At 63.1% G+C, this 18,818-nt stretch carries 17 protein-coding genes and 4 pseudogenes; 8 read left to right on the plus strand and 13 right to left on the minus strand.

The genetic code is table 11. The features are described 5' to 3' along the window. Positions 1-38: 38 nt before the first annotated feature. A complete protein-coding gene (locus AOQ71_RS30065) occupies positions 39-1,043 on the plus strand; it encodes a L,D-transpeptidase family protein (RefSeq protein WP_157083691.1) in 1,005 nt (334 codons plus the stop codon). Between the two features lie 3 nt (positions 1,044-1,046). On the opposite strand, the gene AOQ71_RS46055 is transcribed toward AOQ71_RS30065, so the two are convergent. From AOQ71_RS46055 to AOQ71_RS30095, 7 genes and pseudogenes are all read right to left on the minus strand, one after another. Beyond that, complete coding sequence (locus AOQ71_RS46055) at positions 1,047-1,454, minus strand: hypothetical protein (RefSeq protein ID WP_057754597.1); 408 nt, start codon at positions 1,452-1,454, stop codon at positions 1,047-1,049. Positions 1,455-1,474: 20 nt separating this feature from the next. Continuing rightward, positions 1,475-2,491 (minus strand): SphA family protein, encoded by a 1,017-nt coding sequence (locus AOQ71_RS30075; RefSeq protein WP_057754607.1) that lies wholly within the window; start codon positions 2,489-2,491, stop codon positions 1,475-1,477. A gap of 58 nt (positions 2,492-2,549) precedes the next feature. Then, entirely contained in the window at positions 2,550-3,413 is an 864-nt protein-coding gene (locus AOQ71_RS50035) for a DUF1214 domain-containing protein (RefSeq protein ID WP_347336723.1), read from the minus strand. A 70-nt stretch (positions 3,414-3,483) separates the two neighbouring features. Beyond that, a pseudogene (locus AOQ71_RS50040) lies at positions 3,484-3,993 on the minus strand (DUF1254 domain-containing protein); the annotation flags it as partial. Then, a pseudogene (locus AOQ71_RS30085) lies at positions 3,990-5,017 on the minus strand (DUF1254 domain-containing protein). The pseudogenes AOQ71_RS30085 and AOQ71_RS50040, both read right to left, overlap by 4 nt. A gap of 151 nt (positions 5,018-5,168) precedes the next feature. Further along, positions 5,169-6,878 (minus strand): annotated as a pseudogene (locus AOQ71_RS30090) (arylsulfatase). A gap of 10 nt (positions 6,879-6,888) precedes the next feature. Then, the gene (locus AOQ71_RS30095; RefSeq protein WP_057754610.1) at positions 6,889-7,902 is read right to left on the minus strand and encodes a formylglycine-generating enzyme family protein; all 1,014 of its coding nucleotides are present in this window, start codon (positions 7,900-7,902) and stop codon (positions 6,889-6,891) included. Between the two features lie 486 nt (positions 7,903-8,388). On the opposite strand from AOQ71_RS30095, the gene AOQ71_RS30100 reads away from it, so the two are divergent. Next, positions 8,389-9,387, plus strand: a complete 999-nt coding sequence (locus AOQ71_RS30100) for a helix-turn-helix domain-containing protein (protein ID WP_057754613.1) — start codon at positions 8,389-8,391, stop codon at positions 9,385-9,387. A 14-nt stretch (positions 9,388-9,401) separates the two neighbouring features. On the opposite strand, the gene AOQ71_RS30105 is transcribed toward AOQ71_RS30100, so the two are convergent. The 3 genes from AOQ71_RS30105 to AOQ71_RS30115 all read right to left on the minus strand — a co-directional run bounded on the left by AOQ71_RS30105 (position 9,402) and on the right by AOQ71_RS30115 (position 11,775). Beyond that, positions 9,402-9,707 (minus strand): hypothetical protein, encoded by a 306-nt coding sequence (locus AOQ71_RS30105; RefSeq protein WP_157083692.1) that lies wholly within the window; start codon positions 9,705-9,707, stop codon positions 9,402-9,404. 69 nt (positions 9,708-9,776) lie between these two features. Next, on the minus strand, positions 9,777-10,442 hold the full coding sequence (locus AOQ71_RS30110) for a helix-turn-helix domain-containing protein (RefSeq protein WP_057754620.1): 666 nt from the start codon (positions 10,440-10,442) through the stop codon (positions 9,777-9,779). 256 nt (positions 10,443-10,698) lie between these two features. Further along, the gene (locus AOQ71_RS30115) at positions 10,699-11,775 is read right to left on the minus strand and encodes a methyl-accepting chemotaxis protein (protein ID WP_057754623.1); all 1,077 of its coding nucleotides are present in this window, start codon (positions 11,773-11,775) and stop codon (positions 10,699-10,701) included. Positions 11,776-12,054: 279 nt separating this feature from the next. Here AOQ71_RS30115 and recJ point away from each other — a divergent pair, with 279 nt between their 5' ends. From recJ to AOQ71_RS30130, 3 genes are all read left to right on the plus strand, one after another. Then, positions 12,055-13,896 carry a single-stranded-DNA-specific exonuclease RecJ gene (gene recJ / locus AOQ71_RS30120; RefSeq protein WP_057754626.1) on the plus strand — a complete coding sequence of 614 codons (1,842 nt, stop codon included), beginning with the start codon at positions 12,055-12,057 and terminating at the stop codon, positions 13,894-13,896. A gap of 58 nt (positions 13,897-13,954) precedes the next feature. Continuing rightward, on the plus strand, positions 13,955-14,764 hold the full coding sequence (locus AOQ71_RS30125; RefSeq protein WP_057754629.1) for an SDR family NAD(P)-dependent oxidoreductase: 810 nt from the start codon (positions 13,955-13,957) through the stop codon (positions 14,762-14,764). 96 nt (positions 14,765-14,860) lie between these two features. Beyond that, complete coding sequence (locus AOQ71_RS30130; protein ID WP_057754632.1) at positions 14,861-15,652, plus strand: aldolase; 792 nt, start codon at positions 14,861-14,863, stop codon at positions 15,650-15,652. A gap of 107 nt (positions 15,653-15,759) precedes the next feature. Here the strand turns inward: AOQ71_RS30130 and AOQ71_RS48830 are convergent. Both AOQ71_RS48830 and AOQ71_RS30135 read right to left on the minus strand, forming a co-directional pair. After that, positions 15,760-16,180, minus strand: a 421-nt coding sequence (locus tag AOQ71_RS48830; protein WP_245317251.1) for a peptidoglycan-binding domain-containing protein, incomplete at its 5' end; no start/stop codon positions are given. Between the two features lies 1 nt (position 16,181). Beyond that, positions 16,182-16,995, minus strand: a pseudogene (locus AOQ71_RS30135) (lytic murein transglycosylase); the annotation flags it as partial. Between the two features lie 136 nt (positions 16,996-17,131). Between AOQ71_RS30135 and AOQ71_RS30140 the strand changes: the two are divergent. Both AOQ71_RS30140 and AOQ71_RS30145 read left to right on the plus strand, forming a co-directional pair. Continuing rightward, positions 17,132-17,392 carry a hypothetical protein gene (locus AOQ71_RS30140; protein WP_057754638.1) on the plus strand — a complete coding sequence of 87 codons (261 nt, stop codon included), beginning with the start codon at positions 17,132-17,134 and terminating at the stop codon, positions 17,390-17,392. 60 nt (positions 17,393-17,452) lie between these two features. Next, positions 17,453-17,704 (plus strand): hypothetical protein, encoded by a 252-nt coding sequence (locus AOQ71_RS30145; RefSeq protein WP_057754641.1) that lies wholly within the window; start codon positions 17,453-17,455, stop codon positions 17,702-17,704. 36 nt (positions 17,705-17,740) lie between these two features. On the opposite strand, the gene AOQ71_RS30150 is transcribed toward AOQ71_RS30145, so the two are convergent. Then, on the minus strand, positions 17,741-18,262 hold the full coding sequence (locus AOQ71_RS30150) for a MarR family winged helix-turn-helix transcriptional regulator (protein ID WP_205668274.1): 522 nt from the start codon (positions 18,260-18,262) through the stop codon (positions 17,741-17,743). A gap of 57 nt (positions 18,263-18,319) precedes the next feature. On the opposite strand from AOQ71_RS30150, the gene AOQ71_RS30155 reads away from it, so the two are divergent. Next, on the plus strand, positions 18,320-18,799 hold the full coding sequence (locus tag AOQ71_RS30155) for a carboxymuconolactone decarboxylase family protein (RefSeq protein ID WP_057754647.1): 480 nt from the start codon (positions 18,320-18,322) through the stop codon (positions 18,797-18,799). Positions 18,800-18,818: the final 19 nt, after the last annotated feature.

The raw sequence follows: 18,818 nt of genomic DNA on the forward strand, positions 1-18,818 counted from the left end.
TGGCAATCCGACGAACCTATCCACGTCGGAGCTGGAACATGCCAGCAATGAAGATGGCGCTCGCCGCCGCATGCTTTGTCCTGGCGGCCACACCGGCGCTCGCCGCGGGGATGGACGCGGCCGCCATCGCGTCCGCCGAGCCTTCGAAGAAAACCCTGTCGAACGACAAGCCGACCCCGGCGGGCGTGCGTCTGCAGGTCTTGCTGGACAGAGCCCATTTCTCGCCCGGCGAGATCGACGGCAAGTTCGGCGAGAATGCCAGGAAGGCGCTTCGCGCCTATGCGGAAGCGCGGCAATTGCCTGCTTCGGATGCGGTGACGGAAGACCTCTGGAAGGCGCTCCAGGCGGACGCGCGATCGCCGATGACGACCTACACCATCACCGACAAGGACGTCGCAGGCCCCTTCCTGCAGAAGCTTCCGTCCAGGATGGAAGACATGAAGGACATTCCGAAGCTCGGCTACACCAGTCCGCGCGAGGAGCTGGCCGAGAAGTTTCACATGAGCGAGCAGTTGCTCGCGGCGCTCAATCCAGGGCACCGCTTCGACCGCGCCGGCGAGACCATCGCCGTCGTCGACACCGGCGAGGGCACTGCGCCTGCCAGGGCCGACCGGGTCGAGATCGACAAGGTCAGGCAAACCGTGAAACTGTTCGACAAGTCGAATGCGCTGATCGGCTTCTATCCCGCGAGCGTCGGCAGCGAGGAAAAGCCGTCGCCCTCAGGCACGCTGAAGGTCACCGAGATCGATCCAAATCCGACCTATCGCTACAATCCCGCCTATCACTTCAAGGGCGTTCATTCCAAACAGCCCTTCAAGATCATGCCCGGCCCGAACAATCCGGTCGGCTCGATGTGGATCAATCTGTCCGCCGACGGCTACGGCATCCATGGCACGCCGTCGCCGCAAAACATCTCCAAGGGACAGTCGCATGGCTGCGTGCGTCTGACCAATTGGGATGCCGAGCGGGTCGCTGCCAGCGTCGTGAAGGGAACGCCTGTGGTATTTACCGAAGGCGGCGCCTCTTCGGCCGCTGCCAGGTAAACCTCAGGGATCACGCCGCGGCGCCCGTCCCCTGGGCAGCGTTGCGAAACCGCGTCGCGTGAAACGCGCGACGCTGTCTCCGGGGTAATCGTGCAGGAAGCCGGAAAACCGGACGAGAGTGGCTTCCGCTGCGCCGTCCTGCGCAATGCCCGCAAAGACTTCGTCCCAACGATCGGCCTGCTCGGTCTTGGAATGAAGTCGGCCACGTCTGTGAAGAGGACCGTAACCTCGCGCCTGGAGCCGCCAAGATGCGGCGAGGCGCCGGTCTCGATCAGCTGTCGCACGATCGGCCGACGCGAAGCTGAGATAAACGAGCGTCAGGCCGACGAGCAGCACCACGCCCAGGAACACCGTGATGATCGATGTCTGGAAGCCGATCCGAAAGGTGCGCCTGGTGTTCTCTCCGGTCATCGGAGCCGTGAGCGCCTCCGTCAGTATTTCCGAACGATGGGCTTGGTCGCAGCCGGTGGCGATGCGGCCTGGGAGAGCGAGAAGGTCACCCAGGTCGACCAACTGCTCGGCCGGTTCTCAACTTCAAGGTCCTTGTAGCCGCGGATATTCAGATAGCCCTGATAGCCCTCGGACATCGGGATCATGAACCCGATCTGTGGGCCGATACCGACCGACATGCCTCTGAAGCCGCCGAGCCTGGCGCCCGGTCCGCTGTCATCCGTGATCTGCTGGAAGTAATAGCCGGCGATGCCGACGTGGACGGTCTTGCTGACGAATTGCGAGGCGGCCCAATCGAGATGAAAATCGATGCCGTTCTGGTATCGCAGCGCGCTGTTCGTGAAATTGTAGGTGAGGCCGCCCACGATCGAAAACTCATGGCCGCTTTTGGGATCGAGATAAGTGTAACCGGCACCCGCATCGATCGCCGGGAATCCAAAGCTCAAGTTTGCGAGCCGGCTGGAATCGTAGGTGCCGCTCGGGATGTTGCCGGTGAGATAGACCAGCTCGTTGTGGACGCCCTGGTTCCATTTGAGCGTGCCCTGGTAGAACACATCAGTCAGCGTGGTGCGATTGTCGGACGCGCCGCCGGAGATGGTGTTGCCGCGTGGTCCGGTCAGGGTCGCATCGATGCCGACGCCGATATTGCCGGGCGCGGTCAGCAGCGTGAAGGCGGCCTGGCCGCCGAGCACGGGCATCGGCGAGGTGTAGGTGATGCCCTGCACGAGCACATCGGCATGCGCATTGAGGCCGGCGGTAACGGAGCCGGGGATGCCGCCGCTGGTCACAAAATTCTGTCCGCCGCCCGCCTTATCGTTGAGGTGGATGTAGATCGTCGAATAGGCCCATCCCGGCGCCGCCGGCACGGCGGCGAGGCTGCCGAAGATACCCGGCAACCAGAAGCTGACACCGCCGGAATCGGCGAGGGCGGGTGACACGGCGAACCCGGTCAATGCCACAGCAATCGTCAGTCCGACCTTACGAATGTGTCCCGTCATGTCGTGTCTCCAAACCCCTGCGCGCGTCCAACCAAACGCACTACGCGCGCCCGATGCGCTACTTCGTTGTGCCCCCAATCGTCGCGGCGACGCGTTCGACATCGGGCAGCTTCCAGCTGTGATCGAACAGCGGCGGCTCGGGCCCGTAGAGGCGAAACAGCAGTTCGAATTTGCGCGCGGGATCGGTCGGCACCCAATTGGCGTCCTTGCCCTCCGGCGCCTTGGGGCCGAAATAGAGGTCGACCGAGCCGTCGGGATTGGTCTGGATGCCGGCGCTGATCGAGGCGCGGCTGGCGCTCGCCATGTTGCGCACCAGGGCATGCGTCTCGCGGTCGTAGACCGTTGCGGACCAATATTGCTTGACGGGTGCGTCAGGCGGCACCGTCAGGCGATAGGTGGCCGCGCCGTCGAACGGCTGGCCGTCCTTGTCCTTGTTGGCCATCAGATAGAACTGTGCGGTTCCGAGTCGCTTGATGCCGGTAAAGCCCAGCGTGTAGGTGACGCCGCGCATGTCGAGCGGATAGGCGTTCGGATCGGCGTATCCCGTGCTTGCCGCCTTGACCATCTCCGCCACTGCAGCCGGAAACCAGCGGATGCCGGGATTGATGACGGGAAAGCCCGCGTCATAAGTGCGCTCCAGGATCGCGTGAGCTTCGCGGGCGGCCTGATCGAGCAGCGCAATGGTCTTCTGGTCCGGATCGAAAGCCTTGCCCTTTTCGATGCCGATGCTCGCGAGTTGATCGATCATGGCGCGATCGCGATCGAGCCACGGCTCGTTCTGCACCACGCGGTTGAGGCTGCGATAAAAGCTCGCATCGTAGGGAATCGTGGAATCGAACAGGACGTCGTACGCGTCCGTGAAAGTGGTTGGAGGCGGAGCTTCGGCCTGCGCGAGCGGATAGACCTTTGATCTGCTTGCCATAGGCGACCGACTTGGCGACATCGGCATCGCCATGGCTGGCGAGATTGGCGCGCAGCAAGGCAAAGCCGCTGAACGTGTCGGAGTGAAGCGCGATATAGCCCGCCGGCACCTCGCCCTTGTAGCCGGGCGGCAGGATCAGATATTTGCCGCCTTGTCCCTTGTCGGCGCCCTCGGGCCCCGCGTCTTCCAGCGGCATCTGCCAGAGCGTGACGATGTTGCCGGCGATCGAGCCGCCTTGCGCCGGTGGAATCTCGATGACGAGGGGACCATCCTTCACGTTCCAGAACGACATGAAGTAAATCGAATCCGGATTGGGTGTCAGCGTCTGGTTCTTCCAGTTTACCGGCTTTGACCAGTAGAAGATCTCGTTCGGCTTCGCCTTGGTCGTTCTCAGCATGGTCTGGAGCATCAAATCGGCGTTGACTGCCGGCATGCCCCAGATCATGGCCTCGACGGCTCGGCGCTGGATGTTACGCGCGGCGAGATCATCGGATGAGGACGATTGTGCCGACGCGTTCGCGAGCATCAGCAGGTTAGCTGCAAGGGCTACGGCCGCACCTTTCATCATACCCCCCTTCATGACCCGCTCACCGGCTTCGGCTCGGGGAATTTCCACTTGCCGTTCAGGATTTCGGGCCGCGGCCGATAGAGCCGCACCGTGTAGTTCCAGCCCTTCATGACCGGCAGGCAGTTCGGGATCTTGCCGTCGCAGCCGCCAAACTGCACCGTGGTCGACCCGTCAGCCGATTTCGCCGCGGTCAGATTGTTCAGCGCATAGGCACCGTATTCGTTCTTCTCGAAATAGCCTTCGGCGTTGTAGAGGCTGATCGACCAGAAGCCGTCGACCGGAACGTTGGCGGGAACAGTCAGCCTGTAGATTATGCTGCCATCGTTCTTCTCGGGCGAGAAACTGAGATAGGTGGCGCCCTTGTCGGGATTGCCACCCCAGCCTGCGGCAGTCCCGAGCAGATGCTTGACCGGGTCGACCTGTCCCTTGGCACCAAATGCATTCTTGAAACCGCCCGCGGTTGACGCCAGCACCAGAAGGGCGTCACGCACTTTCTTCTGACTTACCGGATCCCAATTCGGAATCTCGAACTTGCCGGGCGCCTTCTGGCTGATTGTCACCGCATCCTGGATGGCGTGGACCTGCTCGACATCCCTGGGATCGTTTGGATCGACCAGAGTCCTGATCCCGATCAGCCCATAGCGCGTCCCGACCTTGGCCCGGTCGTAGGTGTATTTGCCGGCGCGATACTCGATGTCGCCGACGATGTAGTGATCCTCGTTCACCACCATCAAGGAGCGGAATCGCTTGCCGGCGTCGGGCAAGGTCACGGTCACCGGCCCGGCGTCGAGATCGACCACAGCCATCGAATACAGAGTATATCCCGGTTCGACCGGACGACGCTCTGCTTGTCCATCGCCATCGGCTCGCGATGGTGAAACAGCTTGCCTGGGCCACCGGCGTCCTTGATTGCGTTATTGAAATACAGGTCGGACTCTGCGCGGGCAAAATTGTCGATCGTGACGGGAACAGGCGACTGCGTGTATACGGCCGACATGAGGAAGGGGAACCAGGCCGTCAGGATTGCTTTTTTCATTGCTGGGTCTCTGCTCACAATGGATTGACCTAAGTCAGGATTGCGATCTGTCGCAGGATCACGGTCGATAACGTGTCGAGCCTGTCGCTTCGTCGACGATATGACCGGCCGCGCTTCCGGGAAGTGAGCTGCCGGTCAGTGCGGCACGGCGCTATTGCGTGGTGGCCTCAAACCCCCGCTGCAGCTTTTCGACCATCTGATCGATGCCGAAGCTTGATGGCCGCTGGCTCGGCGGATACTCTTTGAAGGTAGCGAGGAACTCGGCCACCACCCGCGGAGCTGCAAGGAAGACACCCGCTCCATCGGACATGAGCCAGTCATAGTAGGTGTTCGACGTGATGTCTGCGCGCTCGTACGGGTCCGACCGCAGATCGAAGATCTTTGGCACGCGCAGCGTGGTGAAAGGCTCGGCCCAAATTCGCAGGGTGCCTTGCACGCGCTGCTCTTCGAAGACGACTTTCCAGTTCTCGTATCGCAGAGCCACGAGCTCGCCATCATCGTTGAAATAGACGAACTCCTTGCGCGCACCGCGCTCCTGCTGGCCCGTGAGGTAAGGAAGCTGGTTGTAGCCGTCGAGATGGACCTTGAAGGTCCGCCTGATGTCCTTTCAGGAGCTTGTCCTTGATGTCGGGATCGCCAGCCGCAGCCAACAAGGTCGGCATCCAGTCGAGCCCGCTGATGGTCTCATTCGAGATCGAGCCGGGTTGAATGTGTCCCGGCCAGCGGATCATGCAGGGGACGCGGAATGCGCTCTCCCAGTTGGTGTTCTTCTCGCTGCGAAATGGCGTCGTTCCGGCATCCGGCCAGGAGTTCTGATGCGGACCGTTATCCGTGGTGTAGATCACGATGGTGTCGTTGCCGATGCCGAGATCGTCGATCGCCTTGAGCACCGCTCCGATCGTTGCGTCATTCTCGATCATGCCGTCGGCGTATTCGGTCCTGGCCGTCAGTCCCGGCGGGCCACGGTGCTCGGCCCGGACATGCGTACGGAAATGCATGCGGGTGGTATTTAATCAGCAGAAGAAGGCGTGGTTGCCCTGGCCTGGCGCTGCATGAAGTCGATCGCGGCCGCCGACGTTTCGTCGTCGATCGTTTCCATCCGCTTCTTGGTGAGCGGGCCGGTGTCCTCGATAATCTGCCTGCCGACCTTGGCCCAGCGTGGATGCTCGGTCGGGTCGTCGCGATCGGACGCCTTACATCGCAACACGCCACGCGGACCGATGGCCTGACGGACAGCGGGATCGGTCGGGTAGAACCGGTTCTCCGGATCCTCCTCTGCGTTGAGATGATAGAGATTGCCGAAGAATTCGTCGAAGCCATGGACCGTCGGGAGATACTCATTGCGGTCGCCGAGATGATTCTTGCCGAACTGGCCCGTCGCATAGCCGAGCGGTTTCAGCAGCTCGGCTATGGTTGCGTCTCGTGCTTGCAGACCGACCGTTGCGCCGGGAATGCCGACTTTTGAAAGGCCCGTTCGCAGCGTGCATTGACCGGTGATGAAGGACGAACGGCCCGCCGTGCAGCTCTGCTCGGCGTAGTAGTCGGTGAACATCATGCCTTCCTTGGCGATGCGGTCGATATTCGGGGTGCGATAGCCCATCAGGCCGAAGGAGTAGGCGGAGATATTGGTCTGGCCGATGTCGTCACCAAAAATCACCAGAATGTTGGGTTTGCGGCCGGAAGGTGTAGCTGCTGGGGAGCTTGGCGCCGGCCCGGGCGCTGCTTTCTGCCCCTGCGCCAGGGCTTCGGAAGTCAGCGCCGCCGCAGCCACGATGGACGACGTTCCCAACAGAACCTTTCGGCGATCGATCGACTGGTCAGCCCCGGTTTGGTTGTTCTTGTTCTCCACCTCGCTGCTCACGCGATACTCCCTATGTTGCAGCAGATCCTTCTTTTTCGCGCTGAATGCCTATTGGCGTGCGCACCACGCAGCGGAAGCCGACATGGCTGGCCGAGGTGTCGACCGGCTCGGCGTGGCGCGCGGCGGGGCGATAACGGCGGCAATAGTTCGGCGCGCAAAGATGCGAGCCGCCCTTGAGGACCTTGCGGGGAATCCTGATGTCGGGAAGGCGGGGGTCGTAGCTTGTATCTTCACGACCGCCGCGTGGGTTACTTGGAATGCAGCAAGGCTTTGCGGCGTCGGCGATGTGCCGATCCGACCACCAGTCAGCAGTCCACTCCCAGACGTTGCCGATCATGTCATAGAGGCCGTAGCCGTTCGGCGGGAAGGCCAGGACCGGCGAGGTACGCTCGAACCCATCCTCGCCGAGATTCTGGACAGGGAAGTTGCCCTGCCAGATGTTGGCCATGTGCTTGCCGCCGGGCATCAGCGCATCGCCCCAGGCAAACTCCTCGCCGTCGAGGCCGCCGCGCGCGGCGAATTCCCATTCAGCTTCTGTCGGCAAATCCTTGCCGGCCCAGCGTGCATAAGCGGCGGCATCGCTAAAGGAGACATGGACGACCGGATGATCGTCGAGGCCTTTGATGTTGCTGCCGGGGCCGTAGGGGTGGCGCCAGTTCGCGCCTCGCACGAGCGACCACCACTGACTCCAGTCGGTGAGATCGGTGATGCGGGGCAGCGGCGAGAACACCAGCGAGCCCGCGTAGAGCATCTCCTTCAAAGCCCCGGGATAGTCCTTCGCGTCAGGAATGATCTGGGCTTCAGTGACATGGCCCGTTGCGTTGACAAATTGCTTGAACTGCCTGTTCGTCACAGGCGTGCGATCGATCCAGAAGCCGTCGACGCAGACGCGATGGCTCGGCGCCTCCTCCGGATAATGATGGTCGGATCCCATGCGAAATGTACCGCCGGAAACGAATACCATCTCGCCGGTCTTCGCATCATCCGGCAACCACTCGCAGTGATCCGGATCCGCCCGCAGCATGGTGGAAATTCCGATACGCTTAGTCCACCTGACGCTACGGCGCAGACGCTGGCAGGCTTCGACGACGGCAAGTTGGACTCATTGTCTGGTCCCCCCTTTTTTTGCGTTCGGGAGAGCACGACGCCTCATTGCGTCAAGATCTCTTTCCCATCGCGCGGACACTCTCGAGCACGCGGAAAATACTCTCGGCGTGCGCTCAGCCATCCGCAGAGCGCTTTTGGTCGATATCGCTAAGGTTGAAAAGGGTATCCGAAGATCGGCCGGCTGTGATGTGCAGTTTGTGCCACGACGCGACAGCACTGGGTAAACATAACGCCCCCTCTCGAGAATCCGCGAAATTGCAGCCAAGGGAGGCGCATTTGACGAGACGGATTTCAAAAACGTTGGCCTCAACACGAAGTCAGATTGTCGCACCGACTTCGCGTTATGGTAGTATTCCCTTGCCGCCTGCCGCAGAATAGTCGCGCTTCAGTAACAGGGTACGGTATGGAGCCATTTCTTTTGGTTGATTCGAAGCGGCTGGACGGTTTCGAGGATCTTCACCAGGCCGTCCATGGCTCGCATGTCGACGTAATGCAACTCGGTCGCGGGCGATTGCACGGACGCTTGTCCCATGTCGGCATCGGCGATTTCTCGCTGAGCATCGGCGCGTTCAACGTCGGCATGCGGACCCAGCGTGTCGCGAGTGATGACAAGTTGATCATCGGAATGCTGCTGTCGGCCCAGGAACGCGTCGCGCACTGGTCGTTCGACATGCAACTCAACGACGTGCTTGTGATCCCGCCACTGGTGGAGCACGACGGGGTTTTTCACGGCGCATCCGCTTATGCCGCCGTGCGGTTCGATCTCAATGAGGTCGTCCCGCTGTTCGGCGGGGAAGCGCGGTTGAGCGATCCCGACACCTGGCGCAGCCGCGGCCATTTCCGTGCGGATACCGAGATCGGCGCGATCGCATCGCGCCGCCTGGTTCGCATCATGTCGCATTTGCGCACGCATCGCGGGGCGCTGACGCCAGCCACCGCCAATTTCTGGAAACGATCGATCGTCGATTGCATGGCGGCGAATGTCATGTCGTCGCTGCCGCCCGACGATGAGGGTTGGCTGCGGTCGGCAAGGCGGCTGATCCGCCGGGTCGAGGAGCATCTCGAGGCGGCCGGCAATCGCCCGGTGCATGTGTCGGAAATCTGCGCAGCGCTCGGCGTCCCGCGGCGCACTCTGCACCGCGCCTTTCAGGAGGTGTTCGGCCTCGGCCCGGTCAGCTTCCTCCGCCACAAGCGGCTCTGCGCGGTCCATTCGATCCTGCGCGATAGCGCGCCCGGCTCGGTCACCGTATCAGCCGTCGCGATGGAGCAGGGCTTTTATGAGCTCGGCCGGTTCGCGCAATATTACCAGGCGATGTTCGGGGAGCGCCCGTCGCAGACGCTCGGCGGGGCGACCTTGCTGATGGAAGGGGACGACGTCGCCAGAGCCCAGCTGGAAGGGTAGCTCGGCCGGCAGAATTACGCAGCCTGGCTGCTCAAGCCGACCGAAGCAAAGCAGCGCCCACGGACGTCGATCGGCGGCTTGCAAGCGTCCTCGATCCTGGGATTGACGACTGTCGGCGCCTGCGCGGGCGCGTTGTCGCGCGCGTGAGATCTGCTCAGCTTGACGGGCAGTCTGTCGCTCTTGGTTGCGCGAAGAACAATCTGGCGCGTGTCCGTCTGGTCTGCTCCGAGGCTCCAAAGGGCATTCTGGTAGACCGCGACCGAACTGCTAATCCCCACCAGGTAGGTCAGGGAGTGCAATGTGAGCGTCTTGACGAGCATGACCATTCCTCCCATTGGCCTTGCAGACGGCTCTCGCCCGGCCCAGCCAAGGCGACGTCCGCTGCAACATCAGGCGTCGAGCTTCGAAAGCCGGTTTCGATCAAGCACCTCGACCCGTCGCTGGGTTGCTCCGTCAAATCGCAAGATCTGGTCGTCCCGCAAGATCGACAGGGCGCGCGAGACGGTTTCGAGCGTGAGTCCGAGGTAGTCTGCAATGTCGCGACGCGTCATCGGCAGGTCCATGACTCTGGGATGTGCCAGCCGGTCGTCCATTTCGAGCAGGAATGCAGCGACCCTCTCCAGGGATGTCTTCCGCCCCAGGAGCAGCATATGGTTCTCGGCGTGCTGAAGATTTTGTGTGACGAATCCGATCAGGTGCTTTGGTCCGGTGGCTCGATCGGGCATCGCGCCCAGGAGATTGGTTTGCGTCATGATGCGCACGTCAGTCTCGACGATGGCTTCAGCGGTAAAGCGATGCGTTTCGTTGTTCTCGAAACCGAACATGTCGCCGGGCAAATGAAACGCATTGATTTGGCGCCGGCCGTCCGGAAGCAGCTTGTAGGTGCGCACCGCTCCGGAGTTGATCTGGTAGACGTATTCCGCGTCCTCGCCCTCGCCGAAGATCTCGCTGCCTCTGCGATAGCAGAACTCGCTGCAGAACGCGCGATCGCCGGCAACGGCAGCCAGATGCCCATCGATCGGACGGCGCTGCGCGGTATTGATTCTGACCAGCATGAGCCAACCTCCCGTTATTTTCGGGAATAATTGGCAGAGACGGCCGTGCCGGACTTGATACGGCGCAAACTGGAGGCGACCTAGGTATTTATCCGTAGGCAGAGGAGGTCTCAGACCTCGCGTTGATCCCAGGGCGGCAGTGTCTTGCCCGACGTGTCAAATGGCAATGCAAGCTTCGTGGAACCAGCATGCTCTACTGTGCATGGGGTTGTTTTCACGATTTGGATTGAGGAGCCGGGACACCCGGCCCAGCCCTTCACGCCCCGCAAACGATGACGCCGTACCAGCCGAGCCCTCGATAGGTCTCGTAGCCCGGCGTTGCGTGGAAGGCGATCATCGCGCCTGTCCGGTCATTGTAGAAGCCGGAGCGCTGGCCGTCGAGCGAGAGCGGGATGCGCTCGCCCAGGATGCCCTGACCGTCGGAGGCGGCGATGACGCGGAAATGCGAGTCGACCAGCAGCACGCGGGCCTTGTCGCTGTCGCCGACGCGCACGCCTTGCACGATCGCGCGCGCCTGCGGCTCCCAGTCGAAATGGATGGCGAGCACGCCAAGCGGCGCACCGTGGGCCTCTCCGCCGGCGCGGACGCTGGCGCAGTAAGTTGCGACCTGGGCGTTGCCGAGCAGCGGCTGGTTCTCGATGTCGCCGGCGACATAATCGTCACCTGAGCGCAAGGCCTTCGCCTCGCGAAACCATTTGGTATGGGCGACGTTCTGGCCGACGACGCGAAAGCGATCCGCGCGGCCGTTGGCGATGACATTGCCGTCGAGGTCGCAGAGCCAGAGGTCGAGGTAAACGGTGTAGGCGCCGAGGATGACGCCGAGGCGTTGGGAGGCATGGGTGACCGCGGCAGGGGCGGGCGAGGCGGCACAATCGACCACGGCGGAATCGGTCGCCCACCAGCGCACGTCGCAGGTGCGCTCATAGAGGTTGCGGTCGATCAGCTCGATCGCGTTCAGCGACAGATCCATCATGCGCTCGCCGCGCGAGCGCTGGCTCATGCGCTCGATCGAGGCGACGAGATCGCCGGTGCGCCTGGTCAGCTGGGTCTCGAGCTCGCGCGCGATGGTCTCGACCTGCTGGCCGACGCCGCGCACCTCCTGCGCCACCACCGCAAAGCCCGCGCCTTGGGCGCCGGCCCGCGAGCTTTCGATCAGCGCGTTCAGCGCCAGCATCTTCATCTGGTTGGTGATCTGCTGGATCGACTTGGTCTTGTCGACCGCGATCTGGTTGACCTCCGCGGTCAGTCGGTTGATCAACGCGGAGATATCGGCATCGTCGTCGGCGGGTTCGGTGGCAACCGATTTGGTTTTCAGACCCAGCGCAGCAGACATCGGGGACTTCCCTTGGCAATGAGGTCTTGATCTGCAATGAACCCGGAACAATCAACTACAGATCGAATACAATTCTTTTTCGAGGATTCCGCCTAACGCCTGCTTAATTTGCTGTTCGGCGGAGTGCCTAAATGGTAGTCACGCCGGCCGGTTGGGCAGCCATCCACCGCTTTGTGCGGCCGGGCCGTTGCAAATCCGCAGGGATTGCCGGCCAAATCCCTTGGCTACCCGGCCTCCGTGATCACCCGGGTCCCGAGTTCCCAACAGCCAGCTCTCGCCATGACGCCGCCCACCACCGCCTTGCCCGTCGAGATGCCCCAGGCCTTCCTGGGCGTGGCGCGTTCGCTCACCGACAAGCTCTGGCGCGACCGGCTGGACGCAAGAGGGGCAGCCAAGGCGCTTGCCATGGTGCAGCAGCACCAGCTGCCTGAACTGCTGGCGCGGGTGCTGGCAGGCCGCGGCGTCGACATCGATGCCGTTGCTGATTTCCTCGATCCGACCATCCGAAAGCTGCTGCCGGACCCGTTCACGGTGACGGAGATGGAGGCGGCCGCAAAGCGCATCGCCGATGCCGCCGCGAAGGGCGAGACCGTCGCGATCTTCGGCGATTACGACGTCGATGGCGCGACCTCTGCTGCGCTGCTGGCCTGGCACCTGCGCCATTGCGGGCTCGACCCGCTGATCCACATTCCCGACCGCATCTTCGAGGGCTATGGCCCCAACGTGGAAGCAGTTCGCGGGCTCGCGGCCAAGGGCGCCACGCTGCTCGTCACGGTCGATTGCGGCACCACCAGCATCGAGCCGCTCGCTGAAGCAAGACGGCTGGGCATGTCCGTTGTGGTGATCGATCATCATCAGGCCGGCACGGAGCTGCCGGAGGTCGATGCGCTGGTCAATCCGAACCGGCTCGACGATCTCTCGGGGCTTGGACATCTCGCTGCGGTCGGCCTCGTGCTGGTCACGCTGGTCGCGGTCAACAGGGAGCTGCGCCAGCGCGGCTTCTGGAACGCGGGGATGCCCGAGCCCGATTTGCTCGGCATGCTGCATCACGTCGCCCTCGGCACCGTCGCGGATGTGGCGCCGTTGATCGGGCTGAACCGCGCTTTCGTCGCCAAGGGGCTGATCGCGATGCGGCGGCGGGACCATGTCGGCCACACGGCGCTGATGGATGTGGCGCGGCTCAACGGCCCGCCCGAAGCCTGGCATCTCGGTTTCATGCTGGGACCGCGCGTCAACGCCGGCGGCCGTATCGGCCGCGCCGATCTCGGCGTGCGGCTACTGCTCGAGGGCGATAGCGTTGAGGCTGCGCGGATCGCCGCCGAGCTCGACCGCCTCAACAGCGAACGTCGGGTGATCGAACAGGCCGCCGAAGCGCAGGCCGAAGCCGAGGCGCTGGCCTCGATCGGGCTGGAGGACAAGCTTGCCGTCATCGTCACGGCGTCCGAGGGTTGGCATCCCGGCGTGGTCGGCCTCGTTGCCTCGCGGCTCAAGGAGAAGTTCTCGCGGCCCGCCTTTGCGATTGCGCTCGAGCCCGGCGGCATCGGCACCGGCTCGGGACGCTCGATTGCCGGCGTCGATCTTGGCAAGGTGGTGCGGCAGGCCGTAGCTGACGGCCTTCTGCTGAAGGGCGGCGGCCACACGATGGCCGCTGGCGTGACCCTCCGAAAGGAGAAGCTCGCCGAATTCCGTGCCTATCTCGAAAACGCACTGGCGCAGGACGTCGCCGAAGCACGCCACGTCAACGAGCTCTATATCGATGGCGCGGTCTCGGCGCGAGCGGTGACAACGGAGCTTGCGGGCACGCTTAATCGTGCCGGACCGTTTGGGAGCGGCAATCCCGAGCCGGTGCTGGCGCTGCCGGCGCATCAGCTCGTCTTTGCCGAGGAGGTCGGGCAGGCGCACTTAAGGCTGCGCTTCAAGTCCGGCGACGGCGCGATCGTCAACGGCATCGCGTTCCGTTCGGTCGGGCAGAAGCTGGGCCATGCGCTTCTCGCCAATCGCGGCCAACAACTGCATGTCGCGGGGTCATTGTCAGTCGATCGCTACCAGGGCGCCGAGCGCGTGCAATTCCGCGTCATCGACGTCGCGCTTCCGGACCAGGGGCCATCCGTGATTAGGTAGCGCATGGTAATAAATCGCCTCAAACAATAAACCTCGAACAACAAAAAAGGGATTGAACATGGCAGGGCAGGTTGAGGGCAAGATAGCGCTGGTGACGGGCGGCGCCTCAGGCATTGGCGAGGCGATCGTCGAGCTGTTTGCACGCGAAGGCGCGACCGTCGTCATCACCGACATCGACGAATTGCGCGGCCCCGAACTCGCCACGCGCGTGACAAAGGCCGGCGGCAAAGCGATCTTCCTGGAGCAGGATGTCAGCAGCGAAGAGCGCTGGATCGAAATCGCAGCCGAGATCGCCAGGCGCTACGGCCGGCTCGATGTGCTCGTCTCCAATGCCGGCATCGGCATCCAAGTATCCTCGATCGTCGACATGACGCTCTCTGACTGGCGCAAGCAGAACGCAATCAATCTTGACGGCGTGTTTCTCTCGGTGAAGCATTGCCTGCCGCTGATGCGCAAGCATGGCGGCGGTTCGATCGTCATGATGTCCTCGCTGGCGGGGCTGCGCGGTGCGCCTGGATTGTCGGCCTATTCGGCGACTAAGGGCGGCGTCCGGCTGTTCGCTAAATCGATTGCGATGGAGTGCGCGGCCGCCGGCGACGGCATCCGCGTCAATTCCGTTCATCCCGGGATCATCGATACACCGATCTGGGGCAAGATCCCGACCGGTGCGACGGGCGCCGGCCAGAACGCGCCAATCGATCCGGAAGAGCGCGCCAAGGTCGCAACCCCGCTCGGCCGTGCCGGCCAGGCCGCGGAGATCGCCTCCGGTGTGCTGTATCTGGCGTCAGATGCCTCGCGCTACGTCACCGGCAGCGAGCTCGTGATCGATGGCGGCATGAATGCCGGCGGGGTGCCGCGGCGGGCGTGAAAGGCGCAGGGCAGGGCGGCGGCCGCAGGGGCTGACGCGCAGGCGTCGGCGCTGTAAAACGCTGCCGTCTCCCGCTCGAAAGAGGTCTCCTTCGCCATGGCGCACAGCCTTCACGCCTCCTCACCCGCAGCCGTTCGCTCGAACCGGCCAGACCTTGCGACCGATGCGATCCGCGCCGCGCGCGAGGATCTCGCCGCATGCTTCCGCATGGCTGCGCGTAACGGCTTTGAGGAAGGCATCTGCAATCACTTCTCGGCCGTGGTGCCCGGGCACGATGATCTCTTCCTCGTCAATCCTTACGGCTATGCCTTTCGGGAGCTGACGGCGTCAAAGCTTCTGATCTGCGACTTCCACGGCCACGTCCTTGACGGCGAAGGTGAGCCCGAGGCAACCGCATTCTACATTCATGCCGAGATGCACAAGCGCCTGCCGCGCGCCAAGGTCGCGTTCCACACCCACATGCCTTATGCGACCGCGCTGTCGATGACCGAGGGCGATCCCTTGATCTGGGCGGGTCAGACCGCGCTGAAATTCTACGGGCGCACGACCGTCGACCGCGACTACAACGGCCTTGCGCTTGACAACCGCGAAGGCGCGCGCATCGCGGCTGCCGTGGGCGATGCCGACATCGTCTTTATGAAGCATCATGGCGTGATGGTGCTGGCGCCGACCATCGCGGAAGCGTGGGACGATCTCTACTACCTCGAGCGCGCCGCCGAAGTGCAGGTGCTGGCGATGTCGACGGGACGCAAGGTGTTGCCGGTCGATCCCGCGATTGCGGCCGCGACCTACCAACAAATGCGCGAGGGCGATTCCGAATCCGCCCGGTTGCATCTCGCCGCGATCCGCCGCCAGCTCGACGCGGAAGAGCCGCAGTACAGGCACTGAAATCAAAGAGGTCATTCCGGGGCGAGGTGAAGCCTCGAACCCGGAATCCGGAGATTGTCGCGCGAGATTCCGGGTTCTCGCTACGCAAGCCCCGGAATGACAGGTACCTACGATCCCTGCCGCAGCTTCGCTAGCACCTTCAGCCCGCCGTAGCCGTCGGCGGGCGTGATGCCGGCGCGCAGCTGGAAATCCTTGATCGCCTTCATCGTGTCGTTGCCGACGCGACCATCGGTGCCGCCGGTGTCGAAACCGGCCTTGGTCAGCCGCGTCTGCATCTCCTGCACCTCGGCAAGCGTCAGCACGCGCTCGGAGCCGGGGAATGGCTGGATGAAAGGCGGCGCGCCGAGGCAGCGGTCGCCGAGATGGCAAATCGCCAGCGCATAATTCATCGAGGGATTGTAGCTCTTCACCGCATAGAAGTTCGGTCCCAGCAGGAAGGTCGGCCCGCCCGCGACCGGCGTCCACATCTGGGCGGTTGCATTTGGCTGCGGGAACGGCTGGCCATCGGCGCGGGTGACGCCGGCCGCCNCCTGCCACGCCGCATAGGTGCGGCTGCCGCTCATCTCGCCGGACGCGCGCACCTCATAACCCCAATGCTCGCCACGGCGCCATTTGCCGCGATTGACGAGATATTTTGCCGTCGATCCCAGCGCGTCGTCGGGCTTGCCGAACGGCGAGACCTTGCCGTCGCCGTCATAGTCGATGCCGACATTGAGCCAGACCTCGGGCATCCATTGCGAATTTCCCATCGCGCCAGCCCAGGAGCCGCGCATCTCTTCGGGCGTGCTCCAGCCCTTGTCGACGATGCGCAGCGCATTGATGAGCTCGGCCTCCCAATAGGCCTTGCGCCGCGGCTCATTCCAGGCAAGCGCAGCAAGCGAGGGAAACACCGGCGTCATGTGGTTCTGCTGCACCAGCGGATCGCCGTAAGCGGACTCGACGCCCCACAGCGCCAGCAGCGTGCCGCGCTCGACGCCGAAATCACGTTCGATGCGCGCGAACAGTGCCTCGTTGTTCTTCAGCGCGATCTTGCCGTTGATGATGCGCCAGTCGGAGACGCGGCGGTTGATATATTGCCAGACCTGCTCGTGAAACTCCGGCTGGTTGCGCATTTGCCTGAACACGCTCATGTCGGGTTCGATCCGCGCCATCGCGCGTTGCCACGTCGCGGCCGAGATGCCTTTTGCCATGGCGCGCGCACGAAAGCCTTCGCGCCATTCATCGAAGCCGGGCGGCGACGCTAGCAGCTGGGTCGGCACGAAGAGCAGCGTCGATGCGCTAAGCGTGGATTGGAGCAGGGCGCGGCGGGTGACGCGATTGTCTGAGGAATCAGCTTGCTTCATAGGTGCATTGTAGCCGGAATCACGCTGCTGTGGGCGGTTCCAGGAACATGAACGGCTCCTCCTCAGCGCCCATGTTCCGTCCGGAACAAACTGTCGCAGGCTCGCATTCTCTTCGCACAACACCGAGGAGAACGAGATGAGGAAATATCTGTTTGCAGCTGCCATGGTCACGGCTATTGCGGCCCCGGCTTTCGCGGATGAGGTCGGCGTTCACGTTGGCCCCGTTGGTGCCGGCGTGACGGTCGGCGAGTCCCACGAGTATCGCGACCGCGACCGCGATCGCGATCGGACCACCATCGTCAAGGAGCGTGAGCCCGCGGACCGCACCACCGTCATCAAGAAGGAAGATGAATTCGGCAACCGCAGCAAGACCGTGATTCATCACGACAACGATTGACACAGCAGGGCCCCGGCCGACCGCCGGGGCCCGCCTTTCTCAACGAGATTTTGGGGTGGAATGAAGATACGCGCGCATGCGGAAAGCCATGTCGTCGAGCTCGACGATGGATCCTGCTGGCAGATTTTTCCTGGTGATCTCGCGACAACGCTGAGCTGGAAACCGGAAACCGAGCTGCACCTGGCGCCCAGCGGGGACCGGGTGAGCTCGCATGTGCTGGTCAATGGCACGGATCAAAGCCGAGTCCGCGTGATCGCCGCCGGCGAAGACTGGCCCGACGGTGAAGTTAAGAAAGTGTTGAAGGGCGGATAGGCCACAGCTGCGCGTGGCCGGATATCCCAGCTTGCCCTAGTCCTCCTGCAACTCCGTCGCGACGTTGGCGAGCCAGCGGCGAATGCTTGCCTCCGCCTTGGCATCGAGGCTACTGGCCAGACGCTTCTCCAACCCGATCACGCGCTCTCTGCAAGCCTTCAGGAGCGTCGATCCGCGGGGTGTCAGCGTCCATTGCTGGATACGGCCATGGACGGGATGCGGCGTCATCACAATCGCGCCGTCGCGCTCGAGGTTTCGGATGATCACGCCGACGGTCTGCGGCGTCAGGAAGGTGAGGCGGGCGACGTCCGCGCCTGACAGGCCCGGATAGGCATTCAGCATGGTCAGCACGGCGAATTGCGGCGAGGTCACGCCGAGATCGGCCAGTGTCCGTTCCATCTTCAGCCGGACGGCAGCGTGGGCCTGGCGTAGCAGGTAGCCAAGATAGCCCTGCTCGCCGCGCTTGCCCTCGCCGGGCGCGGGAACGCGCACCGCGACCTCCTCGCCGGACGCCCTCCGCTCCGGTTTCGATTTCGTGATGCTGGCCGGCTTGTGCATAATATACGAGCTCTTATAGGATATAAGTACTCTTACAATATCACGAGGTGAACCGCAATGTCACACGCGCGCAGCGAATACGAGGATTTCAAGCGGATCGCGCCCGATGCGTTCGATCTGGTGCTGGCACTCGGTCAGGTCGCGGCGAAGGCCGGGCTCGACAAGCAACTGCTCGAGCTGGTCAAGTTGCGTGCCTCGCAAATCAATGGTTGCGCCTTTTGTGTGCAGCATCATGTTCTTCTCTCGGAGCGGCTCGGGATACCTGCGGACAAGCTCCACCTGGTCGCCGTCTGGCGCGAGGCACCGATCTATTCCGCGCGCGAGCGTGCCGCGCTGGCTTGGGCCGAGGCTCTGACCCTGCTGCCCGATCGCTTCGGCGACGAGGTCTACGACGAGGTGCAGCGTGAATTCTCCGAGACCGAACTGATGTACCTGACGTCGGCCATTGCCTCGATCAGTGTCTGGAACCGTTTTGGCGCGGCCTTTCGCTGGACGCCGCCGAAGCGGCAGGTCGCGGCCAATGCCGCGGCATCCTGAGTGAAGCGGGGGAATGACC

The organism is Bradyrhizobium manausense (assembly GCF_001440035.1).
GTDB classification, from domain to species: domain Bacteria; phylum Pseudomonadota; class Alphaproteobacteria; order Rhizobiales; family Xanthobacteraceae; genus Bradyrhizobium; species Bradyrhizobium manausense.